Source organism: Nocardioides oceani (genome assembly GCF_030412965.1).
Classification (GTDB): Bacteria; Actinomycetota; Actinomycetes; order Propionibacteriales; family Nocardioidaceae; genus Nocardioides; species Nocardioides oceani.
In genome coordinates this window covers 826570-853421 of record NZ_JAUHJQ010000001.1, presented here as the reverse complement: position 1 = coordinate 853421, position 26852 = coordinate 826570, and the positions used below count along the sequence as shown (strand labels likewise).

The 26852-nt window shown below is 74.6% G+C and carries 22 protein-coding genes; 12 read left to right on the top strand and 10 right to left on the bottom strand.

The annotated features are described in order from the left end of the window. Positions 1-8 precede the first annotated feature (8 nt). Positions 9-974, top strand: a complete 966-nt coding sequence (locus QWY28_RS04105; RefSeq protein ID WP_300951028.1) for an NADPH:quinone oxidoreductase family protein — start codon at positions 9-11, stop codon at positions 972-974. Then, entirely contained in the window at positions 967-1785 is an 819-nt protein-coding gene (locus QWY28_RS04100) for a 2-phosphosulfolactate phosphatase (RefSeq protein ID WP_300951027.1), read from the top strand. The genes QWY28_RS04105 and QWY28_RS04100 overlap by 8 nt, the downstream gene beginning before the upstream one ends. Positions 1786-1881: 96 nt before the next feature. On the opposite strand, the gene QWY28_RS04095 is transcribed toward QWY28_RS04100, so the two are convergent. Then, a complete protein-coding gene (locus QWY28_RS04095) occupies positions 1882-2178 on the bottom strand; it encodes a putative quinol monooxygenase (protein ID WP_300951026.1) in 297 nt (98 codons plus the stop codon). Between the two features lie 63 nt (positions 2179-2241). Here QWY28_RS04095 and QWY28_RS04090 point away from each other — a divergent pair, with 63 nt between their 5' ends. Beyond that, positions 2242-4185, top strand: coding sequence for a M13 family metallopeptidase (locus QWY28_RS04090; protein ID WP_300951025.1), 1944 nt, complete (start codon positions 2242-2244; stop codon positions 4183-4185). A 51-nt stretch (positions 4186-4236) separates the two neighbouring features. On the opposite strand, the gene QWY28_RS04085 is transcribed toward QWY28_RS04090, so the two are convergent. Beyond that, positions 4237-4779 (bottom strand): hypothetical protein, encoded by a 543-nt coding sequence (locus QWY28_RS04085; protein ID WP_300951024.1) that lies wholly within the window; start codon positions 4777-4779, stop codon positions 4237-4239. Between the two features lie 78 nt (positions 4780-4857). Further along, entirely contained in the window at positions 4858-6231 is a 1374-nt protein-coding gene (locus tag QWY28_RS04080) for an MFS transporter (protein ID WP_300951023.1), read from the bottom strand. 199 nt (positions 6232-6430) lie between these two features. Here QWY28_RS04080 and QWY28_RS04075 point away from each other — a divergent pair, with 199 nt between their 5' ends. Next, positions 6431-8545 (top strand): RecQ family ATP-dependent DNA helicase, encoded by a 2115-nt coding sequence (locus tag QWY28_RS04075; RefSeq protein ID WP_300951022.1) that lies wholly within the window; start codon positions 6431-6433, stop codon positions 8543-8545. A 79-nt stretch (positions 8546-8624) separates the two neighbouring features. Here QWY28_RS04075 and QWY28_RS04070 read toward each other — a convergent pair whose 3' ends face one another. Beyond that, a complete protein-coding gene (locus tag QWY28_RS04070; protein ID WP_300951021.1) occupies positions 8625-10121 on the bottom strand; it encodes a DHA2 family efflux MFS transporter permease subunit in 1497 nt (498 codons plus the stop codon). 166 nt (positions 10122-10287) lie between these two features. Next, positions 10288-10788 carry a glutathione peroxidase gene (locus QWY28_RS04065; RefSeq protein WP_300951020.1) on the bottom strand — a complete coding sequence of 167 codons (501 nt, stop codon included), beginning with the start codon at positions 10786-10788 and terminating at the stop codon, positions 10288-10290. Between the two features lie 47 nt (positions 10789-10835). Here QWY28_RS04065 and QWY28_RS04060 point away from each other — a divergent pair, with 47 nt between their 5' ends. Both QWY28_RS04060 and QWY28_RS04055 read left to right on the top strand, forming a co-directional pair. After that, positions 10836-13640, top strand: a complete 2805-nt coding sequence (locus QWY28_RS04060; RefSeq protein WP_300951019.1) for a DEAD/DEAH box helicase — start codon at positions 10836-10838, stop codon at positions 13638-13640. Between the two features lies 1 nt (position 13641). Next, complete coding sequence (locus QWY28_RS04055; protein WP_300951018.1) at positions 13642-14328, top strand: SWIM zinc finger family protein; 687 nt, start codon at positions 13642-13644, stop codon at positions 14326-14328. A gap of 24 nt (positions 14329-14352) precedes the next feature. Here QWY28_RS04055 and QWY28_RS04050 read toward each other — a convergent pair whose 3' ends face one another. From QWY28_RS04050 to QWY28_RS04035, 4 genes are all read right to left on the bottom strand, one after another. Continuing rightward, positions 14353-15051 (bottom strand): hypothetical protein, encoded by a 699-nt coding sequence (locus tag QWY28_RS04050; protein ID WP_300951017.1) that lies wholly within the window; start codon positions 15049-15051, stop codon positions 14353-14355. A gap of 9 nt (positions 15052-15060) precedes the next feature. Then, positions 15061-15630, bottom strand: coding sequence for an SACE_7040 family transcriptional regulator (locus tag QWY28_RS04045; RefSeq protein ID WP_300951016.1), 570 nt, complete (start codon positions 15628-15630; stop codon positions 15061-15063). A gap of 178 nt (positions 15631-15808) precedes the next feature. After that, positions 15809-16921 carry a homoserine O-acetyltransferase MetX gene (metX, locus tag QWY28_RS04040; RefSeq protein ID WP_300951015.1) on the bottom strand — a complete coding sequence of 371 codons (1113 nt, stop codon included), beginning with the start codon at positions 16919-16921 and terminating at the stop codon, positions 15809-15811. 7 nt (positions 16922-16928) lie between these two features. Then, positions 16929-18215: an O-acetylhomoserine aminocarboxypropyltransferase/cysteine synthase family protein gene (locus QWY28_RS04035; protein ID WP_300951014.1), complete on the bottom strand. Its 1287-nt coding sequence runs from the start codon at positions 18213-18215 to the stop codon at positions 16929-16931. A gap of 130 nt (positions 18216-18345) precedes the next feature. On the opposite strand from QWY28_RS04035, the gene QWY28_RS04030 reads away from it, so the two are divergent. Genes QWY28_RS04030 through QWY28_RS04005 form a run of 6 tightly spaced genes read left to right on the top strand, consistent with a single transcriptional unit; the run spans position 18346 to position 26185 of the window. Beyond that, positions 18346-19896: a carboxyl transferase domain-containing protein gene (locus tag QWY28_RS04030; protein ID WP_300951013.1), complete on the top strand. Its 1551-nt coding sequence runs from the start codon at positions 18346-18348 to the stop codon at positions 19894-19896. Between the two features lie 5 nt (positions 19897-19901). Next, positions 19902-21806 carry an ATP-binding protein gene (locus QWY28_RS04025; RefSeq protein WP_300951012.1) on the top strand — a complete coding sequence of 635 codons (1905 nt, stop codon included), beginning with the start codon at positions 19902-19904 and terminating at the stop codon, positions 21804-21806. After that, on the top strand, positions 21803-22750 hold the full coding sequence (locus QWY28_RS04020; protein ID WP_300951011.1) for a hydroxymethylglutaryl-CoA lyase: 948 nt from the start codon (positions 21803-21805) through the stop codon (positions 22748-22750). Before QWY28_RS04025 ends, QWY28_RS04020 begins: the two co-directional genes overlap by 4 nt. Then, a complete protein-coding gene (locus QWY28_RS04015; RefSeq protein WP_300951010.1) occupies positions 22747-23850 on the top strand; it encodes a hypothetical protein in 1104 nt (367 codons plus the stop codon). Before QWY28_RS04020 ends, QWY28_RS04015 begins: the two co-directional genes overlap by 4 nt. Then, complete coding sequence (locus QWY28_RS04010) at positions 23847-24974, top strand: hypothetical protein (protein WP_300951009.1); 1128 nt, start codon at positions 23847-23849, stop codon at positions 24972-24974. Before QWY28_RS04015 ends, QWY28_RS04010 begins: the two co-directional genes overlap by 4 nt. Continuing rightward, on the top strand, positions 24971-26185 hold the full coding sequence (locus QWY28_RS04005) for a hypothetical protein (RefSeq protein WP_300951008.1): 1215 nt from the start codon (positions 24971-24973) through the stop codon (positions 26183-26185). The genes QWY28_RS04010 and QWY28_RS04005 overlap by 4 nt, the downstream gene beginning before the upstream one ends. Here the strand turns inward: QWY28_RS04005 and QWY28_RS04000 are convergent. After that, positions 26146-26838 carry an EcsC family protein gene (locus QWY28_RS04000; RefSeq protein ID WP_300951007.1) on the bottom strand — a complete coding sequence of 231 codons (693 nt, stop codon included), beginning with the start codon at positions 26836-26838 and terminating at the stop codon, positions 26146-26148. The genes QWY28_RS04005 and QWY28_RS04000 overlap by 40 nt on opposite strands. Between the last annotated feature and the right edge of the window lie 14 nt (positions 26839-26852).

The window sequence follows — 26852 nt, the reverse complement described above, 5'->3', positions numbered from 1 at the left end:
CTCCCTCCATGCGCGCCGCCAGAGTCCTCGCCACCACCGGTCCCGCCGACGTCCGCGTCGAGGAGGTCGACGAGCCCACGCCGGGCGAGGGCGACGTCCTGGTCGAGGTGCACAGCGTCGGGGTGTCCTTCCCCGACCTGCTGCTGAGCCGGGGTGAGTACCAGATGAAGCCGGAGCCGCCGTTCACCCTCGGCGTCGACTTCGCCGGCACCGTGGTCTCCGGCCCCGGCTTCGAGCCGGGGCAGCGGGTGGCCGGCGTCGGCGGCTGGGGCGGCGCGGCCGAGCGGGTCGCCAACCCGGCCGGCTTCGTCTTCGCGCTGCCGGACGCGCTGTCCCTCGACGAGGGCGCGGCGCTGCCGATGAACTACCTGACCGCCGACTTCACCCTCCACGAGCGCGCCGGCCTCCGCGAGGGCGAGACCGTCCTCGTGCACGGCGCCGCCGGCGGCGTGGGCACCGCGACGATCCAGGTCGCCAAGGGCATGGGAGCGCGGACCATCGCGGTCGTCTCCACCGAGGAGAAGGCCCAGGTCGCCCGGGACGCCGGCGCCGACGAGGCCGTGCTCGTCGAGGGCTTCAAGGACGCCGCCAAGGAGCTGACCGGCGGCACGGGCGTCGACGTCGTGGTCGACGTGGTCGGCGGGGACCTGTTCACCGACTCGCTGCGGGTGCTCGCGCCCCAGGGCCGGCTGATGGTCGTCGGCTTCGCCGCCGGCCAGGGCATCCCGCAGGTCAAGGTCAACCGGCTGCTGCTCAACAACGTCGACGTCCGCGGCGTCGGGTGGGGCGCCTACGCGATGGTCCGCGACGGCTACATGCACCAGCAGTGGGACCGGCTGGTGCCGATGATGACCTCCGGGGTCGTGAAGCCGCCGATCGGCTCGACCTACGCGCTCGAGGACTTCTCCCAGGCGCTCCTCGACATGGACGCCCGCCGGACGCTCGGGAAGTCGGTCGTCCGCGTCCGTGGCTGACGCCGGGCCCGCCTTCCTCCCCGCCCACCGGCAGCCGGACCACCGGGTCCGGCTGGAGTGGGGCCCGACCGGCGCCACCGCCGTGGTCGGCGGGGACCGGCCGGCCGACGTCGCGGTCGTGGTGGACCTGCTCTCGTTCACCACGACGCTCGGCATCGCCGTCGAGCGCGGCACCACCGTGCTGCCGTTCCGGTGGAGGGACGAGCGGGCCGAGGCGTACGCCGCCGCGCAGGACGCCGTCCTCGCGGTCGGCCGGCTCGAGGCCCGCTCGCTGCCCGCGGGAGCCGCCCCCGTCCCGACCCTCTCGCCGGCCGCGATGACCCGCGTCGCCGGCGTCCCGCGACTGGTGCTCCCCTCGCCCAACGGCTCGACGATCTGCGCGGCGCTGGCCGCCGGCGGGGCCACCGTCGCGGCGGCCTCCCTCCGCAACGCCGACGCCGTGGCCGCGTGGCTCGCGCCGCAGGTGGCCGACGGCGCGACGGTCGCCCTCGTGCCGGCCGGCGAGCGGTGGCCGGACGGCTCGCTGCGGCCGGCCGCGGAGGACCTCTGGGGCGCCGGGGCCGTGCTCGCCGGGCTCCCGCCCGGGGTTCTCGACGACCCGACCGTCGCCTCGCCCGAGGCCCGGGTGGCCGTCGCCGCGTGGCGGGCCGTCGCCGACCGGCTGCCCGCCGAGCTCGCCGCGTGCGCGGGCGGTCGCGAGCTGGCCGACCTCGGGTTCGCCGACGACGTGGCCGTCGCCTCCGAGGTCGGCGCCTCACGCGTCGTACCGCTCCTCGTGGCGGGTGAGTTCCGCCCGGCCCCGGTCATGTAACGGACCGTTCGCCGCTGTTCCTGCACGCTGCAACGTGCAGGAACAGCAGCGGACGGTGCGTTACATGTCCCGCCGGGGGCGCCCGCCGGCGAGCGCTCAGACCGCCCGCAACGGGTAGATCGCGACGTCGCCGGCGAGCACCGGACCGAGCACGCCGAACGCCTCGGCGACGTGCGGAGCGGCCATGTGGGCGTCGATGGCGGCCTGCGACTCCCACGCCTCGATGGTGATGAACGTGCCGGGCGCGGTGGCCGACTCGAAGGCGTCGTACTGCAGGCAGCCCTCGTCGTGGGCGAGGGAGGCGGCGGCGAGCGCGGCGAGGGCGGTGCGGGCGGCGTCGGCCTGGTCGGGTTGGACGGGCAGCGTGGCGACGACGCGGATCGGGGTGCTCATGGCCGAGAACCTAGCGGCCACGGGGCCGCCGGCGGGGTGGTCGTGGCGGTTAGGGTCGGTCCCGTGACGATCCTCGATGACGCCCGCCCGGGCATGGACACCGACATCCGTCCGCAGGACGACCTGTTCGGCCACGTCAACGGCCGCTGGCTGGCCGAGACCGAGATCCCGAGCGACCGGTCGAGCTGGGGCCCGTTCGTGCAGCTCGCCGACGCGGCCGAGGCGCACGTCAAGGAGATCATCGAGGAGCTCGCCGCCGGCGACCCGGCGACGATGACCGAGGACGCCCGCAAGGTCGGCGACCTCTACGCCTCCTTCATGGACACCGAGGCGATCGCCCGGCGCGGCACCCGCCCGATCCGGGCGCTGCTGGACGCGGTGGAGGGGCTGCGCGACGTGCGCGACCTGGCGGCGTTCCTCGGCGAGTTCGAGCGCGTCGGCGGCCACGGCCTCTTCGGCTCCTACGTCGACACCGACGACCGCCGCTCGGACCGCTACCTCTTCCACGTGGTGCAGGGCGGCCTGGGCCTGCCCGACGAGTCCTACTACCGCGAGGAGAAGTTCGCCGAGATCCGCGAGGCCTACCTCGCCTACCTCGAGCGGCTCTTCACCCTCGCCGAGCACCCGCACGCCGAGGCCGCCGCCCGCACGGTGCTGGAGATCGACACCCGGCTCGCGGCCGGCCACTGGGAGCGGGCGGAGACGCGCGACGTCCAGAAGACCTACAACCTGATGACGCTGGCCGAGATCAAGGCGCTGTGCCCGGCCTTCGACTGGGACGCCTACGTCACCAACCTCGGCGGCAGCGACCAGACCCTCGCCGAGGCGTGCGTGCGCCAGCCGTCGTACCTCGGCCACCTCTCCACGGTCCTGGAGGAGGTGCCGATCGACGCGTGGCGCCCGTGGATGCTCAGCCACGTGCTGCGCAGCTCCGCGCCCTACCTCACCGACGACTTCGTCGAGACCAACTTCGACTTCTACGGCCGGACCCTCAACGGCACCCCCGAGCTGCGCGCCCGCTGGAAGCGCGGGGTCGCGTTCGTCGAGGGCGCGATCGGCGAGGCGGTCGGCCAGGAGTACGTCGCGCGGCACTTCCCGCCGACCGCCAAGGCGCTCATGGACGACCTGGTCGCCAACCTGCTCGCGGCGTACCGCGAGTCGATCTCGCAGCTGGACTGGATGACCGAGGAGACCAAGCAGCGGGCCTACGAGAAGCTCGCGACCTTCCGGCCCAAGATCGGCTACCCGGAGAAGTTCCGCGACTACTCCGCGCTCCACGTCACCGCCGACGACCTGCTCGGCAACGTCGCGGCCGCGGCGGCCTTCGAGACCGACCGGCAGCTGGCCAAGATCGGCTCGCCGGTCGACCGCGACGAGTGGTTCATGCTCCCGCAGACCGTCAACGCCTACTACAACCCCGGCACCAACGAGATCTGCTTCCCCGCAGGCATCCTGCAGAAGCCGTTCTTCAGCGCCGACGCGCACGCGGCGGAGAACTACGGCGGCATCGGCGCGGTCATCGGCCACGAGATCGGCCACGGCTTCGACGACCAGGGCGCGCAGTACGACGGCGAGGGCAACCTCAACGACTGGTGGACCGCGGACGACAAGGCCGCCTTCGAGGTGAAGTCGAAGGCGCTCATCGAGCAGTACGACGGGTTCGAGCCGCGCAACCTCCCCGGCGAGCACGTCAACGGCGCCCTGACCGTCGGCGAGAACATCGGCGACCTCGGCGGCCTGACGATCGCGCACAAGGCCTACCTGATCTCCGAGGGCGGGACGGCCGCGGAGGAGGACCGCCGCCGGCTGTTCCTCAACTGGGCCTACGTCTGGCGGACCAAGCGCCGCCAGCAGCAGGAGCAGCAGTACCTCACCATCGACCCGCACAGCCCGCCGGAGTTCCGCGCCAACATCGTGCGCAACCTCGACGAGTTCCACGAGGTCTTCGGCACCCGCGAGGGCGACGGCCTGTGGCTGGACCCCGACCGGCGCGTCCGGATCTGGTGACCAGCTGAGCGCCGCGCCCTCCTCCGGGAGGGCGCGGCGTACGCCGCCGGGCTAGCGGCCGTCGCGGCCGAGCCGTGCGGTGTACTCCCCGAAGAGCGCGCGCTCGCTCTCGGCGCGCACCAGCTCGGGCCGGGCGTCGAGGACCGGGCGGAGCGCGACGAGGAGCGGGTCGATCGTCTGGACCTGCTGGCGGGTGACCTTGATGCCGGTGCGCCGCCCCTCGGGCGTGCGGCCGAGCAGCACCACGGCCTTGTTCCACAGCTCCGGGGTGACGATGCCGGCCGAGCCGTCGACGACCGGGCGGACCTCGGTAAGGTCGGCGTAGCGCAGCCGGCGGCGCACCGTCGAGCCCGAGCAGACCGTCACCTCGTCGGGGCCGACGAGGATCCGCTCGCGCAGGAGCCGCCACGCCGCCCACAGCGGCAGGACGACGAACACCAGCGCCACGACGGCCGCCACGGCCACCGCGGCCGCGCCCTCCTCGTCGACGGCGCCGAGCGCCACCACCGGGATCGGCGCGCACCCGATCCCGACGACCAGGGCCGCCCAGGCCAGCGTGCGGCGCGGTGGGAGCTCTCGAGCCGGCGGGTGCACGTCTCGGAGGTTAGGGGATGCGGACCCGGGGCGTCGGCGGCACGGACGACCGGACGCCGTACGCCGCCACGTGACCGCTCACACGGCGGCCGGCTCCGGCCGGGCGGCCTCGCCGCCGGCGACGGGGGCGAGGTCCTCGGACAGGTCGCGGCCACGGGTCTCGGGCAGCAGCCGGGCGCAGACCAGGCTGATGGCGGCGACCACGACGTTGTAGGTCGCGACGAGCCACAGCGTGCCGTCGCCCTGGGTCACCAGCCAGGCCGCGATGAGCGGGGTCAGGCCGGAGGCGAGGATGCCGGAGACCTGGTAGAGCGTGCTGAGCGCGGAGTAGCGGTAGCGGGTGTCGAACAGCTCGCTCCAGAACGCCGCGAGCGGGCCGTAGACCCAGCCGTAGATGATGCCGAGCCCGCCGACGAAGGTCAGGAAGACGCCGAGCGTCGTGCCGGTCTGGATCAACCACGCCGCCGGGAAGGCGAAGACCAGGGCGAAGGCGGCGCCGGAGGCGAACACCGGCCGGCGGCCGACCCGGTCGCTCAGCCGCCCGGAGACCAGCACCAGCACGACGCCGAGCAGGGCGCCGACCATGATGCAGTTCAGCGCGGTGGACTTGGTGACGCCGACCTCGTCGACGGCGTAGGCGAGCAGGTAGACCGAGAACAGGTTGAACGTGAACCCCTCGATGAACCGCGTGCCCATCCCGAGGAGGAGGGTGCGGCCCTGGCGGGCGAACAGCTCGGTCACCGGCATCGCCGAGACCTGCTTCTCCTCCTGCACCCGCTGGAAGGACGGCGTCTCCATGACGCTGAGCCGGATCCACGCGCCGATGGCGAGCAGCACGATGCTCAGCAGGAAGCACGCGCGCCAGCCCCACGCCAGGAACGCCTCGTCGGGCAGCTGCGAGGCGATCGCGAACGCGCCGCTGGCCAGGAACAGGCCGCCCGGCACCCCGATGTGGGCGAAGCTGCCGAAGAAGCCGCGCCGTCGCGCCGGCGCGAACTCCACCGCGAGCAGCACCGCCCCGCCGTACTCCCCGCCCACGCCGATGCCCTGCAGCACCCGCAGCACGACGAGCAGCACCGGCGCCCACACGCCGATCTGGTCGTACGTCGGCAGCAGCCCGATCACGGCCGTGCCGATCCCCATGATCATGAGCGTCCAGATCAGCATGGTCTTGCGGCCGACCCGGTCGCCGAAGTGGCCGAAGACGAGCCCGCCGACGGGCCGGGCGAGGAACCCGACCGCGAAGGTGCCGAACGCCGCGAACTGGGCCGCTGGTCCGTCGAGGCCGTTGAAGTAGAGCTCGTCGAAGACCAGGCCGGCCGCCGTGCCGTAGAGGAAGAAGTCGTACCACTCGATCGTCGCGCCGACGGCCGAGGCCATCGCGACCCGGCGCGGGTCGGCCGCCGCTGCTCCCGCGGCCCCGGTCGTCGCGGTGCCTGTGCTGCCTGCCATGTCGGGCTCCCGTCATGTCCCACAGTTGTGGATACGTTTGTGGACTGAAAAACGCGACTAACCATAGAAGGCTTTGCCTGCCACTGGTGTGTCCGCCGTCTCGCGGAGTGGCAGGAGGTGCCGATGGCCGGTTCGGCGAGTCCTGTCGCCTGTGGAGGGCCGGTCCGGACCGTCCGCGGCCGCTGGTAGACAGGGCGGCATGACCACTCCCGCCACCGCCCCGTCCCCGAGCGCGACCGACGTCCGCGAGCAGGCCGAGGCGCACCTGCGTGCACTGGTCGGCAGGGACGACGCGGTGCTCCGCGAGGACCAGTGGTCGGCGATCGAGGCGCTGGCGGTCGACCGGCGCCGCGCGCTGGTCGTGCAGCGCACCGGCTGGGGCAAGTCGGCGGTCTACTTCGTCGCCACCCTGCTGCTGCGCGGCCAGGGGGCGGGACCGACGGTGATCGTCTCCCCGCTGCTGGCGCTGATGCGCAACCAGATCGCCGCCGCGGAGCGTGCCGGCATCCGCGCGGTGACGATCAACTCCACCAACATCGAGGACTGGGAGCCGACCCACCAGGCGATCCGCGACGGCGAGGTCGACGTGCTGCTGGTCGGCCCCGAGCGGCTCAACAACCCGGGCTTCCGGGACGAGGTGCTGCCGAAGCTCGCGGCGACCTGCGGGCTGCTCGTGGTCGACGAGGCGCACTGCATCTCCGACTGGGGCCACGACTTCCGGCCCGACTACCGCCGGATCCGCACGCTGCTGGCCGAGCTCCCCGACGGCATCCCGGTCCTCGCGACCACCGCCACCGCCAACGAGCGGGTCACCGCCGACGTCGCCGAGCAGCTGGGCCCCCTGGGCCAGCAGGTGCTGGTCCTGCGCGGGTCGCTGGACCGCGAGTCGCTCCGCCTGGGGGTGGTGCGGCTGCGCACGGCCGAGCAGCGGCTGGCCTGGCTGGCCGACCACCTCGCCGAGCAGCCGGGGTCGGGCATCGTCTACTGCCTGACCGTGGCCGCGACCCAGGAGATCGCGGACTACCTGCGCTCGCGGGGCCACGACGTGGCGGCGTACTCCGGCCAGACCGACACCACCGAGCGCCAGGCGCTCGAGCAGGACCTCGCCGCGGGCCGGGTCAAGGCGCTGGTCGCCACCAGCGCGCTCGGGATGGGCTTCGACGCGACGCTCGGGTTCGTGGTCAACATGGGCGCACCGTCCTCGCCGGTGGCCTACTACCAGCAGGTCGGCCGCGCCGGCCGCGGCACCGACGAGGCGGTGGTCGTGCTGCTGCCGGCCACCGAGGACCGCGACATCTGGAACTACTTCGCCTCGCTGGCCTTCCCCCGGGAGGAGCTGGTCCGCCAGACGCTGCAGGTGCTGGCCGAGGAGGGCCGCCCGATGAGCACCGCCGCGCTCGAGACGCGGGTCGAGCTCAACCGCACCCGCCTGGAGACGATGCTCAAGGTGCTCGACGTCGACGGCGCCGTGCGTCGCGTGCGCGGCGGGTGGGAGTCGACCGGGCGCGAGTGGGCCTACGACGAGGAGCGGTACCGCCGGGTGACCGAGGCGCGCGAGCGCGAGCAGCAGGCGATGCTGGACTACATCGCCACCGACCGGTGCCGCATGCGCTTCCTGCGCGACCAGCTCGACGACCCCGAGGCGGCCGACTGCGGCCGCTGCGACAACTGCGGCGGGCTCGCGGTGTCGACCGAGGTCTCCGCGGCGGCGCTGGAGGAGGCCGGTGCCCGGCTGGCCCGGCCCGGCGTCGTCGTCGAGCCGCGCAAGATGTGGCCCACCGCGCTGGCCAACCTCGGTGTCGACCTCAAGGGCAAGATCGGGGAGGGCGCCGCCGAGGGCCGCGCCGTCGCCCGGCTCACCGACCTCGGGCACGGGCAGGCGCTGCGGGAGCTGTTCGCCCCGGGCACGCCCGACGGCCCGGTGCCGGTGCCGCTCGTGCGGGCGGTCGTCGAGGTGCTCGAGGAGTGGCGACCGCGGGTGGACGCGATCGTCGTGGTGGAGTCGGCGAGCCGACCGACGCTGACCACCGACCTGGCCGCCGGTCTCTCGCGCTACCTCCAGGTGCCGGTCGTCGGGACCTGGGCCGTGGTGGACCCCGACGTCGCGCCGGGCCAGGGTGCGATGAACTCCGCCCAGCGGGTCGCGGCGGTCGGTCGCCGCTCGGCGCTGCACGCCGACGTGCCGGAGGGCGCGCGCGTGCTGCTGGTCGACGACCGCACCGACACCGGCTGGAGCCTGACCCTCGCCGCCCTGGCGCTGCGCCGGGCCGGCGCCGCCGAGGTGCTGCCGCTCGTCCTGGCCGTCACCGGCTGACCCCCTCGAGTGCCTCGTGCTGCCCACCGTGCGCCGGAGCGCACGCTGGACAGCACGAGGAGGTGGAGCGAGGACCGGGTCAGTGACCCATGAGCGCGGTCTGGTCGACCGGCTCGGCCGGGGGCCGGCGCGGCAGGAAGAACGCCGGCAGGAGCACGACGGCCACCATCACCGTGGCCACCCAGAAGGTGCTGCTGAAGACGCCGGCCAGGTCGTCGGCGATCGCGACCGGGTTGCCGGAGGTCATGTCGACGTCGTTCTTGATGCCGTTGGTCAGCAGCACGGAGAAGATCGCGGTGCCGATCGAGGCGGCGACCTGCTGGACGATGTTGAGCAGCGTCGAGCCGCGGGCGACGGTGTGGCCGCGGAGCGTCTGCAGCGCCGCCGACATGATCGGCATCATCGTCGCGCCCATGCCCAGGCCCATGACGAACAGCGCGCCCATGAGGAACGTGTACGACGTGGTGGCGTCGAGGGTGGCGAACATGCCCATGCCCACGGTGATCACCGCGATGCCGGCGAGCACGATCTTGCCGGGGCCGATCTTGTCGCTGAGCACGCCGGCGACCGGCATGACGAGCATCGCGCCGACACCCTGCGGGGCGAGCAGCAGGCCGGCGTCGAGGGCGCCCTCACCCCGGACGTTCTGGAAGTAGAGCGGGAAGAGCAGGCTCGCGCCGAAGAAGGCGATCGCGAACAGCGACATCGCGATGACGGCGACCGTCATCGTGCCGTTGGCGAACAGGCGGAGGTCGACGAGCGGGTGCTTGTTGGACCGGGCGAGCGCCCACGGGACGAACGCGGCGATGAGCAGCACGCCGACCACGGCCGGCACCAGGACCTCCGCGTCCCAGACCGTCCCGGTCTCGGGGATGGTCGAGACGCCGTACAGGAACGCCGCGAGGCCGGGGGAGAGCAGCACCATGCCCAGCCAGTCGAAGGTCTCCGACGGCTCGACGGAGTCCTTCGGCAGCACCTTGGCGGCGTACACGATGGCGACGAGGCCGATCGGGACGTTGATGAGGAAGATCCAGTGCCAGCTGGCGTTGTCGATGAGCGCGCCGCCGATGATCGGGCCGAAGATCGGGCCGAGCAGCATCGGGATGCCCATGACGGCCATGACCCGGCCGATCCGCTCCGGGCCGGCGGCCCGGGTCAGGATCGTCATGCCGAGCGGCACCAGCATGCCGCCGCCCAGGCCCTGCAGGACGCGGAAGGCGACGAGCACCTCCAGCGAGTCCGCCACCGCGCACAGCGCCGAGCCGGCCGCGAAGAGCGCGATCGCGATCAGGTACAGGCGCTTGGTGCCGAACCGGTCCGAGGCCCAACCGGTCAGCGGGATGACGCTGGCCAGGGCCAGGGTGTAGGCCGTCATCGTCCACGCGACCTGGGCCGTCGTGGCGTCGAACTCCCGCTGGAAGGTCTCGAGGGCGACCGAGACGACGGTGATGTCGAGGATGGACATGATCGCGCCCAGGACGACGACGCCGGCCACCACGAGGACCTGGCGGTCGAGCTTGTCCGGGGCGGGGGCGCCCGGGTGACCGGGCGTGCTGCTGGAGAGGTCTGTGCTCACCGGGGGAGGTTAGTCGGCCCTCTTACCCCCGGTCACCCGACTTCGGTCGGGGCGGGCCGTGGGGTTGGTCACCCGCCGGCCGGGCCCCTCCGCCGGGGTGAGGCGCCGGGGTCAGGCCGGGGTCAGGCCGGGGTCAGGCCGGGGTCAGGCCGGGGTCAGGCCGGGGTCAGGCGCCGGCGCTGGAGGCGAGCGCGCGCGCCGCGTCGCGCACCCGCGGGTCGTCCGGCTCGACGCCGGGCCGGAAGCGTGCGACCACGTGGCCGCTGCCGTCGACGAGGAACTTCTCGAAGTTCCACTGGACGTCGCCCGCCTCGCCCTCCTCGTCGGGGGTGCGGACCAGCTGCTCGTAGACGGGGTGCCGGCCGGCGCCGTTGACCTCGATCTTCTCGGTCATCGGGAAGGTCACGCCGTACGTCGAGGAGCAGAACTGCTCGATCTCCTCGGCCGTGCCGGGCTCCTGGCCCAGGAACTGGTTGCAGGGCAGCCCGACGACGGTGAAGCCGCTGCCCGCCAGCTCCTCGTGGAGCGCCTCGAGGCCGGCGTACTGCGGGGTCAGCCCGCACTTGCTCGCCACGTTGACCAGCAGGGCGGGCTTGCCGCCGGTGATCTCGCCGAGGGTGGCCGGCGTGCCGTCGAGGCGGTTGATCGGCTCGTCGAGGATGCTCATGCCGCGACCGTACCGGCCTGTCGGCGACACCGGTTACGGTCTCGCGGGTGAGCTTCGTGCCCGTCACCGGACCGGCCACGTTCCGGCCGGGCGTTCCGCCGCGCGAGGGCGTGGTCGAGTTCAGCGACGACCGCCGGTCGGTCGCCCTGCCGGTGCGCGCGGCGCTGCCGGTGCTGACCAAGGCGCACGCCCGCGACGACCTGCACCCGAGCGTGCGGCTGCTCTCCGGCGCCGCCCTGCTGGGCCTGCGCCTGGTCGCCGCCGGGCGGCTCGAGCCCGCCGACGGCGACGGGCCCCCGTCGTGGCGGGTCGCCGGGCTGGACGCCTCCGACACCGACCGCGTGGAGATGCTCGCCCGCTCGCGGACGTACGACGGCACCGACGCCGTGGCCGCGGAGGCGCTCGTGCGGCAGGTGCTCGACGCGGTGGCCGACGCCGTGCCCCGCACCGCACCCCGGGCCGGCCGGCGGCCGGCGACCGCCCCGGCGACCCGCCCGGCCCCCGGTCCACGGGCGGCTGCGGGCCCACGGGCGGCCGATCCCGGGTTCGCCGCGCGGCTGCAGGCCCGGATCGACCGGCACCGCACCGGCGACGGCCGCGTCGGCGAGCTGCCCCAGCTGGTCACCGTGTCGCTGCGGGTGGAGGCCGACGAGGAGGAGCTGGTCGCCGGCGCCGTCCGGCTGGTGCTGCAGGTGCACGACGAGCAGGACCCGCTCCACGTCTGCGACGCGGCCCGGCTGTGGACCGAGACCGGGCCGGACGCCACCCACGGGTTCGGCGAGCGGGCGCGCACGCACGCCACGATCGCGCTGCGGGCGGCGGCCGAGGCCTGGCCGGTGCTGGACCGGATGCTCGAGCTGCGCGTCCCCGACCAGGTCACCCTCGACACCGACGAGATCGTGAGCCTGCTCGAGGACGGCGTCGCCGCGCTGCGCGAGCGCGGGGTCGACGTGCTCTGGCCGCGCAGCCTGGGCCGGGACCTGACCGCCACCACGGTCCTCGACGCCGCGCCGGCAGGGGGGTCGGCGGGCGGCAGCGGGGTCCGGGAGGAGCCGCTCGACAAGCCGCTGCTCGGCACCGAGGACCTCTTCGCGTTCCGCTGGCAGGTCGCGCTGCACGGCGAGCCCCTCACCGACGAGGAGATGGACCAGCTGGCCCGGGCCGCCTCGCCGGTGCTCAAGCTGCGCGGCAGCTGGACCGTGGTCGACCCGGCGACCGCCCGCAAGGCGCGCAAGCGGCTGGTGCGCACCGCCACGCCCGCGCAGGCGGTGGCCGCCGCGCTGACGGGGACCGTCCAGGTGGAGGAGGCCGAGGAGCAGGTCGTCGTCGGCGCCAGCCTCCAGCGGGTGCGCGAGCGGCTGACGACGGCGGCCACCCGGGGGCCGGTGGAGCCGCCGGCCGCGCTCCGCGCCGAGCTGCGCGACTACCAGCGCCACGGCCTGACCTGGCTGGCCGAGCTGACCTCGCTGGGCCTCGGCGCGTGCCTGGCCGACGACATGGGCCTGGGCAAGACCGTCACCCTGATCGCGCTCCACCTCCACCGGCGCGAGCGCGGGGCCACCGGCCCGACGTTGGTGGTCTGCCCGACCAGCCTGCTCGGCAACTGGGAGGCCGAGGTCGCGCGGTTCGCGCCCGGCACGCCGGTCCGCCGCTTCCACGGCTCCGGCCGGGACCTCGCCGGCCTCGAGGAGGGCCTGCCCGGCACCGACCCCGGCTTCGTGCTGACGACGTACGGCACCGCCCGCCGCGACGCCGCCGTGCTGGGCGCGGTCGGCTGGGACCTCGTGGTCGCCGACGAGGCGCAGCACGTCAAGAACGCCCGCACCGCCACCGCTCGCGCGCTGCGGACCATCCCCTCGCGCGCCCGCGTCGCGCTGACCGGCACGCCGATCGAGAACGACCTGACCGAGCTGTGGTCGGTCCTCGACTGGGCGACGCCGGGGCTCCTCGGCAGCCGCAACGCGTTCCGGAAGGTGTGGGCCGCGCCCATCGAGTCCGGCCAGGAGCCGACCAAGGCCCGCCGGTTCGCGGAGCTGATCGGGCCGTTCCTGCTGCGGCGGCGCAAGTCCGACCCGGGCATCGCGCCGGAGCTGCCCGCCAAGACCGAGACCGACCACCCGCTGCGGCTGACCCGGGAGCAGGTCGTGCTCTACGAGGCGTTCGTCCGCGACACGATGGAGCGCATCGAGCGCGCCGACGAGGACACCCGCCGCGGGCTGGTCCTCGCGCTCCTCACCGGCCTGAAGCAGATCTGCAACCACCCCGCCCAGTTCCTCAAGCAGTCCGGCGCCGTCCGGCTCGGCGGCCGCTCGCAGAAGCTCGACCTGCTCGAGGAGCTGCTCGGCACCGTCGTGGCCGAGGGCGGCGCGGCGCTCGTGTTCACCCAGTACGTCGCGATGGCCCGCCTCGTCGAGGCGCACCTGACCCGGCTGGGCATCGGCCACCAGCTGCTCCACGGCGGCACGCCGGTCCGCGAGCGCGAGGCGATGGTCGCCCGTTTCCAGGGCGGCGCGCCGGACGGGGTGCCCGCGGTGCCGGTCTTCCTGCTCTCGCTCAAGGCCGGCGGCACCGGCCTCAACCTCACCCGCGCCGACCACGTCATCCACCTCGACCGCTGGTGGAACCCCGCGGTCGAGGAGCAGGCGACCGACCGCGCCTACCGGATCGGGCAGACCAAGCCGGTCCAGGTGCACCGGATGGTCACCCGCGGGACGATCGAGGAGCGGGTCGCCGAGCTCCTCACCCGCAAGCGGGCGCTGGCCGACTCGGTCCTGGCCAGCGGTGAGGCGGCGTTCACCGAGCTGTCCGACGCCGACCTGCGCGAGCTGGTCACCCTGCGACCGGAGGCCTGAGGTGGCCGGGCCGGGCACCCGGGTGGTGCACCCGCGCGTGCCGCCGCGGCGCGGGGGCGCGCGGTCGGCCAGCTGGTGGGCGCGCGCCTGGTCGCGGGCGGTCGAGGAGGCGGCGTACGACGAGGCCGACCTGGTGGCCGCCCGGCGCCTGGCCCGGTCCGGCCGGATCGGCGGGATCATCGTCGACGCGGGGTCGTTCGTCGCCGCGGTCGAGGACGACGGCGGGCTCTGGACCACGTCGGGGACGATCCCGGTGCTGGACGCCGCGGGCACGGAGACCTTCGTGGAGACCGTGGCGGCCGAGGCCGGCCGGGTCGCGGCGCTCCTGGCCGGGGACCTGCCGCACAGCCTGGTCGAGCACGCCGAGGACGCCGGGGTCGAGCTGCTGCCCTACGGCGGGGAGCTGGGCTCGACCTGCACCTGCGAGGGCTGGACCGACCCGTGCGTGCACGCCCTCGCCGTGCTGCACCAGCTGGGCTGGTTGATGGAGGGCGACCCGTTCGTGCTGCTCCACCTGCGCGGGCTGCCGCGGGAGGAGCTGCTCGCGCGGCTGCACGCCCGCGCAGGCCCGGCGCCGGTCGAGGACCCGGTCGCCACCGACGACGACACGGCGTACGACGCCGCGCTCCGCGCCGCCCGGGCGCTCGACCTGCTCGCCGAGGGGCACGCGGTCGACCACCTGCTCTGAGTCGCCCGGCGGCCGGGCGCAGGGTCAGAAGTCGTAGCCGCCGCAGGCGCGGTCGCGGATCGCGCGCCACGACGACTCGTCGACCGGGTTGCCCGGCTCGATGTCGTGGAAGGCCTGCAGCGGCGCCATCCGCGCGGCGGTCGCCTCGTCGTACCGGCCGGTGACGCGCTCCTCGGGGAACCGCCCGGGGTCGATGTCGACGAGCATCCCCTGCAGCGCGCGGACCCAGATGCCGAGCTCGGGGTCGACCGGCATCCCGAGGTGCAGGTCGGGCATGACGGCGGTCGGCAGCACGCACACGCACCGGACGAGGTCGGTCGTCCCGTCGGTGAGCACGGTGACGCTGTCGCCCTTGTGGTCGAGCGTCATCCGGGCCGCGCACGGCTCGGTGAGGTCGGCGTAGGGGCCGAGGTACGCCGCCCACGTCGGGGTCGGCCGGTCCTCGTCGGCGCTCCAGCGGGTGGCGCAGGAGTCGGCCGTGCGCAGGTAGCGGACCTGCTCGCCGTGGTCGGCCACCGCCCCGCGCAGGGCGGTCGGGGTGTCCCCGACGGCGACGACCAGCAGCGCCTCGCCCGTGCAGCCGCGGTCCTCCTGGGCGACGCCCAGCCGCAGCGGGTCGGCCGCGGCCGGCCCCGACCCCGGCCGGTCGAGGAGCGCGGCGGTCGCCCCGCCGCCGGCCCCGAGGACCGCGGCGAGGACCAGGACCACGAGCCGGCTGCGCACCCGTCGAGCCTAGGTGGCCGGCCCGGTCCGCGGCGCCACCCCGAGCGCGGCCAGGGCCATGTCGGCCAGCAGCGCGTGCATCGGGTCGTCGGGGAGCAGGCCGCTGTGTGGCGTGGAGTTGAGCAGCCCGAACGCCGCGTGCGCCATCGCCCGCGCGCGGTCCGGCTCCAACCCGTCGTGCACCAGCCGCAGCTGGTCGGCCCACAGGTCGACGTACGCCCGCTGCAGGGCGCGCACCCGCTCCCGGGCGGTCGCCGGCAGCGACTCCCAGTCACGGTCCTGCACCACGATGAGCGCCCGCTGGCCCAGCGCGAACGACGCGTGCCAGTCCACCAGCGCCGCCAGCGCCGCCGCCGGGTCCGCGGCCTCCTCCACCCGCGCCCGGCCGACCGCGAGCAGCTCCTCGCTGATCGAGACGAGCATCTCGGCGAGCATCGCGTCCTTGGACGGGAAGTGCTTGTAGAGCGCCGGCCCGCTGATCCCGCACGCCGCCCCCAGGTCGGCCACGGACACCCCGTGGAACCCCCGCGCCGCGAACAGCTCGGCCGCGGTCGCCAGGATCTGGGTGCGGCGGCTCACCGGGGCAGGTTAGCGGCTGTTAACCGGGGGCAGGCGTACCGCGGGCTCAACGTCCCAAGTTCACTTGGGACCTTGAGGCTTCGCGGCCATCGCGATGGCCGAGAACCTCCAACATCCCAGGTTCACTTGGGATGTTGGCACTCCGCGGCCTTTCCCTCCGGCCCGCCGAGGAACAGCCTCAGTCGACCAGGAACGCCCGCAGCCGCTCGTGGTAGCCGGGCGGCTCGAGGAGGAACGAGTCGTGCCCCCAGGGCGAGGGGAGCTCGGCGAGGTCGACGTCGACGCCGCAGGCGGCCAGCTCGCGGGCCATCCGCTCGGACTGGGCGGTGTCGAAGCGCCAGTCGGAGTCGAAGGAGGTGACCTGGAAGCGGGTGGCGGTGGAGCGCAGCCGCTCGGCGGTCCAGGGGTCGGCGAAGGGGTCGAAGTAGTCGAGCAGCCGGGTGAGGTAGAGGTAGGACAGAGCGTCGAACCGGTCGAGGAACGTCTCGCCCTGGTGCTGGAGGTAGTGCTCGACCTCGAAGTCGGGTCCCATCCGCCAGTCGTCGCCGGTGCTGGTGCGGCGGTGGCCGAACTTCGCCTCGAGGGACGCCGCGGAGACGTAGGTGATGTGGGCCATCATCCGCGCGACCTTCTGGCCCAGCCGCGGCTGCACGCCCTTCTCGGCGTACCGCCCGTCGTGGAAGTCCGGGTCGCTCATGATCGCCTCGCGCGCGACGGAGGAGAACGCGATGTTCTCCGGCGTCAGCCGCGAGGACGCCGCCACGACGACGGCCCGGTCGATCTCGGAGGGTGCGTCGACGACCCACTGCAGCACCTGCATCCCGCCGAGCGAGCCGCCGACGGCCGCGTGCAGCCGGGTGACGCCGAGGGACGCGAGCAGCCGCCGGTGCACGGCGACGAGGTCGCTCATGTGGAGCAGCGGGAAGTCCAGGCCGTACGCCGCGCCGGTGGCCGGGTCCGTCGACAGCGGCCCGGTGGTGCCCGAGCAGCCGCCGAGCAGGTTGGCCGAGACCACGAAGAACCGGTCGGTGTCGACCGGCTTGCCGGGGCCGATCAGGTTGTCCCACCAGCCGCGCTTCTTCGCACCGAGGTGCAGGCCGGCGGCGTGGGCGTCGCCGGTGAGGGCGTGGCAGACGAAGACCGCGTTGTCGCACTCGGCCGAGAGCTCGCCGTACGTCTCGTAGGCGACCTCGACGTGGTCGAGCCGGCCGCCGCCACGCAGGACCAGCGGGTCGTCCCCGGTCGCGAGGACGACCCGCTGGGTCTCGACGTGCCCGAGCGGGCCGGTCACGGGTGCGTCACTTGGTCGCGGTCAGCGCCTGCTCGAGGTCGGCGATGATGTCGTCGACGTGCTCGATGCCGATCGAGAGCCGCACCATGTCCTCGGGCACCCCGGCGGCGACGAGCTCGTCGGGCGTGAGCTGGGAGTGGGTCGTCGTGGCGTTGTGGATCGCCAGCGACTTCGCGTCGCCGATGTTGGCCAGGTGGCTGAACAGCTGCAGCGACTCGATGAACGTGCGGCCGCCGTCGCGCCCGGCCTTGAGGCCGAAGCTCACCAGGCCGCCGTACCCCTTGCCGGTGAACGTCCGGTCCGCGACCTCCTTGTAGGCGCTGGACTCCAGGCCGGGGTAGCTCACCCACGACACCGCGTCGTGCCCCTCGAGGTAGCGGGCGACCGCCAGCGCGTTCTCGCTGTGCCGCTCCATGCGCAGGTGCAGGGTCTCCAGGCCCTGGAGGAACAGCCAGGAGTTCATCGGCGTGATGGCCGCGCCGGTGTTGCGCAGCAGCACCGTGCGCGCCCGGATGATGTACGCCGCCGGGCCGGCCGCCTCGGTCCAGACCGCGCCGTGGTAGGCCGGGTCGGGCTTGGTCAGGCCGGGGAACCGCTCGGAGTGCGCGGCCCAGTCGAACTTCCCGGAGTCGACGATCACGCCGCCGATGGAGGTGCCGTGGCCGCCGATGTACTTGGTCGCGGCGTGCACGACGACGTCCGCGCCCTGCTCGATCGCCCGCACGAGGTAGGGCGAGGGGGTCGTGTTGTCGATGACCAGCGGCAGGCCCTGGGCGTGGGCGGCCTCGGACCAGGCGGGAATGTCGATGACGTTGATCCGCGGGTTGCCGATGGTCTCGCCGAAGACCATCTTGGTCTTCTCGTCGACGTGCTGCGCGAGCTCCTCGGGCTTCTCGGGGTCGACGAAGCGGACCTCGATGCCGAACTGCGGCAGCGTGTGGGCGAACAGCGCGTAGGTGCCGCCGTAGAGCGTGGACAGCGCCACGATGTTGTCGCCGGCGTAGCAGAGGTTCAGCACGGCGTACGTCGTGGCCGCCGAGCCGCTGGCCGTGGCGAGCGCGCCGACACCGCCCTCGAGCTGGTTGACCCGGTCCTCGAAGACCGACTGGGTCGGGTTCATGATCCGCGTGTAGATGTTGCCGGGCTCGGCCAGCGCGAACAGGTTCGCGGCGTGCTCGGTGTCGTTGAAGACGTAGGACGTCGTCTGGTAGATCGGGACGGCGCGCGCGTTGGTCGCCGGGTCGGCCTGCTCCTGGCCGGCGTGGACGGCGAGGGTCTCGGGGCTGTGCGGCACGGTGTTCCTCCTGGGTGGGGTCGGGCGCGGGTCAGCGTATTGTCGACTGATCCAGTGGACAATGCGCGTCCGCGGACCGGACGCGCCCGGGCGCTCGACGCTACCGGTTAACGATCGCTAACCTGCGGGGGTGACCCAGGACCTGAGATCGCTCGTCGCGGACCTCCGCGAGCGCCTCGCGACCGCCCGGCTCGGCGGCTCGCAGGCGGCCCGCGACAAGCACACCGCCCGCGGCAAGATGCTGGTGCGCGACCGGGTCGACCGCCTGCTCGACCCCGGCAGCGCGTTCCTCGAGCTGAGCCCGCTCGCGGCGACCGGGATGTACGGCGCGCCCGGCGAGACGCCCGTCCCCTCGGCGGGCGTGGTCACCGGCATCGGCCGGGTCAGCGGCCGCGAGTGCGTGGTGGTCGCCAACGACGCCACGGTCAAGGGCGGCACCTACTACCCGGTGACGGTCAAGAAGCACCTGCGCGCCCAGCAGGTCGCAGCCGACAACCACCTGCCGTGCGTCTACCTCGTCGACTCCGGCGGGGCGTTCCTGCCGCTGCAGGACGAGGTCTTCCCCGACCGCGAGCACTTCGGCCGGATCTTCTTCAACCAGGCCAACCTCTCCGCGCGCGGCATCCCGCAGGTCGCCTCGGTGATGGGCTCGTGCACCGCCGGCGGCGCCTACGTCCCGGCGATGTCGGACGAGACCGTCATCGTCAAGGAGCAGGGCACGATCTTCCTCGGCGGCCCGCCGCTGGTGAAGGCCGCGACCGGCGAGGTCGTCACCGCCGAGGAGCTCGGCGGGGGCGAGGTCCACGCGCGCACCTCCGGCGTCGTCGACCACCTCGCCGAGGACGACGCCCACGCGCTCGCGATCGTCCGCTCGATCGTCGCGACCTTCGAGCGGCCCCCGCACCGGGGCGACGGGTCCGCGCCGTGGCAGGTGCGCGAGGTCGAGGAGCCGCTGGAGGACCCCGAGACGCTGTACGACGTCGTGCCGGCCGACACCCGCACGCCGTACGACGTCCGCGAGGTGATCCGGCGGGTCGTCGACGGCAGCCGGTTCCAGGAGTTCAAGAAGCTCTACGGCGAGACGCTGGTGACCGGGTTCGCGCACGTCTGGGGCCACCCGGTGGGGATCGTCGCGAACAACGGCATCCTCTTCGGCGAGTCGGCGCTCAAGGGCGCGCACTTCATCGAGCTGTGCAACCAGCGCGGGATCCCGCTGGTGTTCCTGCAGAACATCTCCGGCTTCATGGTGGGCCGGGAGTACGAGAACAAGGGGATCGCCCGCGACGGCGCCAAGCTCGTCACCGCGGTCGCGTGCTCGGTCGTCCCGAAGCTCACCGTCGTCATCGGCGGCTCCTTCGGCGCCGGCAACTACGGCATGTGCGGGCGGGCCTACGACCCGCGGTTCCTGTGGATGTGGCCCAACGCGCGGATCTCGGTCATGGGCGGCGAGCAGGCCGCGTCGGTGCTGGCCACGGTCGCCGGGAGGCCGGAGGACGACGACTTCAAGGCGCCGATCCGCGAGCAGTACGAGACCCAGGGCTCGCCCTACTACGCCACCGCCCGCCTCTGGGACGACGGCGTCATCGACCCGGTCGACACCCGCCGGGTGCTCGGCATGGGCCTCGCGGCCGCCGCGCACGCCCCGATCCCGGCGCCCTCCTACGGCATCTTCAGGATGTGAACGCGATGGACATCCGCACCCTGCTCGTCGCCAACCGCGGCGAGATCGCGCTGCGCGTCTTCCGGACCGCGGCCCGCCTCGGCATCCGCACGGTGGCGATCCACACCGACCTCGACGCCACCGCGCCGCACGTGCGTGCGGCCGACGACGCGGTCCGCGTGGGCAGCTACCTCGACGTCGACGCGGTCGTCGCGGCCGCTGTCGCGGCCGGCGCGGACGCGGTCCACCCCGGCTACGGCTTCCTCTCCGAGCGGTCCGCCTTCGCGGCCGCCCTCGAGGCGGCCGGGATCGCCCTGGTCGGCCCGAGCGCCCGGGTCATGGAGCAGATGGGCCGCAAGGACCTGGCCCGCGACGTCGCGGTGGCCGCGGGCGTGCCGGTCGTGCCGTCGTACTCCCTCGAGGCAGACCCCGCCACCCTCGCCTACCCCGTCCTGGTCAAGGCCGCGGCCGGAGGCGGCGGCAAGGGCATGCGCGTGGTCCGCTCGGCCTCGGAGCTGCCCGAGGCCCGGGCCGCCGCGGCGCGGGAGGCGGCGAGCGCGTTCGGCGACGACACCCTGTTGGTCGAGCGGTACGTCGAGCGCGGCCGCCACATCGAGGTGCAGGTCGTCGGCGACACCCACGGCACCGTGCTGTCCTTCGGCGAGCGGGACTGCTCGACCCAGCGCCGGCACCAGAAGGTGCTCGAGGAGGCGCCCGCCCCCACCCTCGACGAGACCACGCGGGCGGAGGTCGCGGCCGCCGCGGTCGCGCTGACGACCCAGGTGGGGTACGTCGGCGCCGGCACCGTCGAGCTGCTGCTCGACGCCGACACCGGCGAGTTCTGGTTCCTCGAGATGAACACCCGGCTCCAGGTGGAGCACCCCGTCACGGAGCTCGTGCACGGCGTCGACCTGGTGGAGCTGCAGCTGCTCGTCGCGGCAGGTGGCCGCCTCGACGGGCTCGGCCCGTTCGCGGCGTCCGGCCACGCCATCGAGGCCCGGGTGTACGCCGAGGACGCGTTCGGCGGCTTCCTGCCCCAGGCCGGCCGTGCCGACATCGTCCGGTGGCCGACCGGCCCGGGCATCCGCGTCGACCACGCGCTGGAGAGCGGGCAGGTCGTCTCGACGGCGTACGACCCCATGCTCGGCAAGGTCATCGCCCACGGGCCCGACCGCGAGTCCGCGCGGCTGGCGCTGCTGCGCGCGCTCGACGAGACCGCGGTGACCGGGCTGACCACCAACACCGGCTTCCTCCGCGCGCTGGTGGCGGGCGAGGACTTCCGCGACGCCACGATCGACACCGCCTGGCTGGACCGTCACGAGGTCCCGGCTCCCGGCGACGACGAGGCCCGGCTGTTCGCGGCGTGGACCTCGGCGTTCCTGCTCTCCCCGGGCGTCGGCGGGGACCCGCACCCGTTCCAGGCCGACGGCTGGCGGCTCGCCGGGCCGCCAGCCCCCGTCGTGGTCGAGCTGGACCGCCCAGTCGTCGTCGAGCACGCCCGGATCGGCGCGGCCGGCACCGTCGACGGCGTGCCGGTGACCGCGGTCGGCGCGCAGCGGCACGTCGTCGTCCTCGAGGTCGAGGGGCGCCGCCGCCGGGCGGTCGTCGACGCGCAGGCGCACACCGTCGAGGTGGTCCTCGACGGCCAGCGGCACGTCTTCACCCGGCCCGACGTCACCGCGGACTCCGGCGCCGCCGCGGGCGACGGGACCGTCGCCGCCCCGATGCCGGGCACCGTGCTCGACGTACGCGTGACCGAGGGCCAGCAGGTGACGGCCGGGGAGGTGCTCGGGGCGCTGGAGGCGATGAAGATGGAGTTCGCCCTCACCGCGCCGTACGACGGCACGGTCACCGCGGTCGACGCGGTGGCGGGCCGGCAGGTCGCGCTCGGCGCGCGCCTGTTCGAGGTGACGGGTACCGACCAGGCATGACCACCGCACCGACGCCGCAGCTCCCCGAGCACGTCACCGTCTACGAGGTCGGCCCGCGCGACGGCCTGCAGAACGAGGCAGGCCGGGTGCCGACCGACGTGAAGGCGGAGTTCGTCGAGCGGCTCCTGGCCGCCGGCCTCCCGGTGGTCGAGGCGACCAGCTTCGTCCACCCCCGCTGGGTGCCGCAGCTCGCCGATGCCGCCGAGCTGCTCGAGCTCCTGGTCGACCGGATCGGGGATCGCGCCCGCGACCTGCCCGTCCTGGTCCCCAACGACCGCGGGCTGGACCGCGCGCTGGAGCTGGGCTGCCGCCACGTCGCGATCTTCGGCTCGGCCACCGAGACCTTCGCCCAGCGCAACCTCAACCGCTCCCTCGACGAGCAGTTCGCGATGTTCGAGCCGACGGTTCGGCGCGCCCGCGACGCCGGCATGCAGGTCCGGGCCTACCTCTCGATGTGCTTCGGCGACCCGTGGGAGGGCGCCGTGCCCGTCGAGCAGGTCGTCACGGCCGGTCGCCGGCTGCTCGACCTCGGCGCCGGTCAGCTCAGCCTCGGCGACACCATCGGCGTCGGCACGGCCGGTCAGGTCGGCGACCTGGTGGCGGCGTTCGCCGCGGCGGGCGTCGGCCCGGACCGGCTCGCGATGCACTTCCACGACACCTACGGCCAGGCGCTGGCCAACACCTACGCCGCCCTCCAGGCCGGCATCACGACCTTCGACGCCAGCGCCGGCGGGCTGGGCGGCTGCCCGTACGCCGAAAGCGCCACCGGCAACCTCGCCACCGAGGACCTGCTGTGGATGCTGCGCGGGCTCGGCATCGGCACGGGGGACCCGGCCGGGGTCGACCTCGACGCGGTCGTCGCCACGAGCGCGTGGATGGCGCGGCAGCTCGGGCGGCCCAGCCCGTCCGCGGTCGTCCGGGCCCTGGCAGGATCGGGGTCGTGAGCACCCGCCGCGTCTACCTCCACGTCGGGGCGCCGAAGACCGGCACGACGTACGTCCAGGACCGGCTGACCCTCAACGCCCGGCTGCTCGCCAAGCACGGCGTGCACGTGCCGACCGGCTCGCCGCTGGTCACGCCGGCCCTCTTCCACTTCCGGGCCGCGCTCGACCTGCTCGGCCAGGACTGGGGCGGCGCCCCCGGTCACGCCGAGGGCGCCTGGGACGCGCTCGTGCGCAAGGTGCGCCGCACGTCCGGGACGGTCGTGGTCAGCCACGAGATCCTCGCGCCGGCCGGGCCGGCCCAGATCGCCCGCGCCAAGCGCGACCTCGGCGGGCCCGGCACCGAGCTGCACGTCGTCTACAGCGCCCGCGACCTGGCCCGGCAGGTGCCGGCCGCGTGGCAGGAGAGCATCAAGCAGGGCCGCAAGTGGAGCTACCGGCGCTACCTCGCCCGCACCCGCGAGGGCCGGCCGTGGTTCTCCCGCGCCTTCGACTTGCCCACCGTGCTGGGCAGGTGGGGCGCGGACCTGCCGCCGGAGCGGATCCACCTGGTCACGGTGCCGCCGCGGCGCGTGGTGCAGGAGCGCAGCGACGAGCTGTGGCTGCGGTTCTGCCGCGCGCTCGACATCGACCCCGCGTGGGCGCCCCGCGACAGCGACCGCGCCAACCAGTCCCTCGGGATCACCGAGACCCAGGTCGTGCGCCGGCTCAACCGGCGGATGGACCGCGCGACGCGGCGGGAGGCGGCGTACGACGAGCTGATCCGCGAGATGCTCGCCCAGGAGGCGCTCGTCGGGCGGACCTCGGCCCCGGTGCGGCTGCCCCCGGAGATGTACCCCTGGGCCGACGAGCAGGCCCAGCGCTGGATCGACTGGGTCCGCGAGTCCGGCGTCCACGTGGTCGGTGACCTCGAGGAGCTCCGCCCGGGACCGCCGCCGGACGAGCCGTGGCGCGACCCCGACCGGGTGCCGCCCAAGCAGCAGCTGGTCGTCGCGCTCGACGCCCTCGGGGCGATGACCCGCGAGGCCGCGCGCCGCCACGACCCCGACCAGGCGCTGCTGCGCAAGGCCCGCACCCAGCTCGATCGGCTGCGCCGGCAGTGACGTCCGGCGGGACCTCGGGCGAGCGGCGTGCCTGGGGCTGGGTCGCCTCCCTGCGTGAGGGCGGCACGACGCCGTGGTCGGCGTGGACCGGCGAGGCGCAGGCGCGCGGTCGCGTGCTGCCCGGGGCGCAGCAGCTGGAGCTGCTGCGCCGGGTGAACCTCGCCGGCCGCCCCACCCCCGAGCTGGTACGCCGCGTGCTGGGGGCGTCCGCGCCCGGTCGGGGCCGCCCCGACCTCGAGCTCGTCGGCGCGGTCGACCCGGGGCCGTTCGGCCCCCGGCCGGTCGACCCCGCCGACCTGCCGACCGACGAGCTGGTCCGGGTGGCCACCTCGGTGCTGGCCGACGACCTCGTGGCGACCGCCCTGCCGGAGGCGCCGTCCGCCCGCCGGCCGTGGCGTCGGCGCTTCCGGCTCGTGGGCGACCCCTGGCTCGCCGACGCGGCCCGCGCCGAGCTGCGCGCCCGGGGCCGGGCCGCGGGCGGCCGCGGGTCGGTCGCGCTGGTCCTCGCCACCGACCTCGGCACGATGCTCACCCACGCCTGGGCCCACCGGGTCACCGGCGAGGGGGCGCCGCCCTGGCGCGCCTGGCTCGCCGAGGCGGTCGCCCGCGACCGGGTGCCGCCGCGGGCCGACGTGCTGCACGCCCTGCGCGCGTGGGACGCCCGGGTCGGGCGCGAGCGGGTCCGCCTGGTCCTCGATCCGGCCGCGCTGCCGGGGCTCACCGGCACCCGGCGCCCGCTCGCGGCGCCCCCGGCCCTGTCGGCCGACGGGGCGGAGCTGGCGCGCCGCACCGCCCCGGTGCTCGGCCTGCTCGTGCGGCCCGAGCGGCGCACGCGGGTGCTGCGCGAGGTGCTGGTCCCGCGGGTGGTCGCCCTCGGCGGCCCGCCGCTCGTCGTATCCCCGGAGCACGCGGCGTGGGTCGCCGCGCAGGCGGAGCGGGTGCACCGGACCGTCCGGGCGGCTGGCTACCCTGTCGTCGGCGACCCGGGCGCCCTGCTGCCCCGGGAGCACGCGGGGGTCGCGGAGCCGTCGGAGGACGGCGTGCTGGCGCTCGCCGTGCGCCTGCTGCTGGCAGGCCCAGCCGAGAGCGACAGCCGAGACCGACGGGGGGACGAGGACCGATGAGCGCCAAGGTGCTCCTCCACGTCGGCACCCCCAAGACGGGCACGTCGTACCTCCAGGACGTGCTCTTCCGCAACCAGCGGGTGCTCGCCCAGCACGGCATCCTCTACCCGGCCGACCGGTTCGACGCGCACTTCCTGGCCGCGCTCGACCTCATGCGGCTGCCGTGGGGCGGGCTGGAGACCGAGGCGGTCGGCGCCTGGGACCGGCTCGCCGCGCGGGTGCGCGAGCACGGCGGCACGGCCGTCATCAGCCACGAGATCCTCGCGACCGCGTCCCGCTCGCAGGTCGGCCGGGCGCTGGAGTCGCTCGGGCACGGCGACGGCACCGAGGTCCACCTCGTGCTCTCGGTGCGCGACCTGGTCCGCCAGATCCCGGCCGAGTGGCAGGAGAACGTCAAGCACCGCAGCACGATCAGCTACGCCGCGTTCCTCGACCAGGTCCGCGACCCCGCGCGGGAGGGCCGGATCGCCACCTGGTTCTGGGGCGTCCAGGAGATCCCCGACATCCTCGACCGCTGGGGCCACGACCTGCCGCCGGAGCGGGTGCACCTGGTCACCGTGCCGCCGCCCGGCGGGCCGCCGGAGGTGCTCTGGCGGCGGTTCAGCCGTGCCTTCGGGCTCGACGACGTCGACCTCGACCTGCACGCCGAGCGCGCCAACCCCTCCCTCGGCGTCCCCGAGACCGCCCTGCTGCGGCGGGTCAACCGCGCCGCGAACCGCGTCGTGGAGCCGGCCCACTACCGGCCGCTCGTGCGGGAGCTGCTCGCGCACCAGACCCTCTCCCGGCGGACCCGGTCGCCGCGCCTCGCGCTGCCGCCGGACGTCCACCCCTGGGCCCAGCAGCTCGCGGCCTCCTGGGCCGCGGAGATCGACCGGCGGGGGTACGACGTCGTCGGCGACCTCGCCGACCTCACCGGCGCCCCGCCGCTGTCGCGCTGGTCCGACCCCGACCGGCCCGCCGAGCGGCAGGTGGCCGGGGCCGCGGTCGAGGCGATCCGCGCCCTGCTGCTCGAGAACGTCCGGCTCCGCGAGGAGGAGGCCCGGCTGCACGGCGAGCTCGCCGAGACCCGCCGCGCTCTCGAGCGGTCCTACCTGCGGCCGTCGTACCGCCTGCGGGAGAAGGTCGTACGCCGCCTGCAGACCGGCCGCGCCGGCCGCGGCGCGCTCGCGGTCTACCGCCGGTTGCGGGGCAGGAGCTCGCGGTCGGCGTAGCGGCCGACGCGCCACGTCGCGTACCCGTCGGCACCCATGCCGACGAGCCCGCCGACCACCGGCACCCGCCGTCCCACGGTCGTGGCGATGCGCTTGCCGGCCACCTTGGTGATCAGCTCCGAGGCGACCTCCGCCGAGACCACCGCGTCGAGGTCGGGGTCGTGCGCGGGCGCCGTGGCCAGCGCCATCGGCGGTGCGGGCAGCTTGCGCTTCTTGACCAGCTCGTCGACCTTGTCCTCCCCGAGGAGGGTCACCAGCACCGCGTTCCGCACCCGCGGGTCGTCGAGGTCGTAGCCGCGCAGGTGGGCGATGCCGGCGATCATCCGGCACTGGATGAGCGCCTGGCCGGTGATGTTCGCGGGGATCGTCACCGCGGCGGTGACCAGGCCGCCGACGTTCGTGGTGAAGCCGCTCGCCCCGGCGTACCGCACGTGGTTCTCGATGACCTCGTGCACCGCGCGGTCGACGTTCCCGCGCTGCTCGGCCAGCTGCTTCTCCGCCGCCGCGGCCGCCGGGGGCAGGGGGCCGACCCCGTTGATCGCCCGGTGCAGGGCCTCGCGCACGAACGAGGTGGTCAGCCCCGGCGCGAGCTGCGCGATCCGGGGCGCCAGCTGCCTGCCCAGGTGGCCGGTGACGCTGCGCTTGACGCTCATGGCGCCATCGTAGG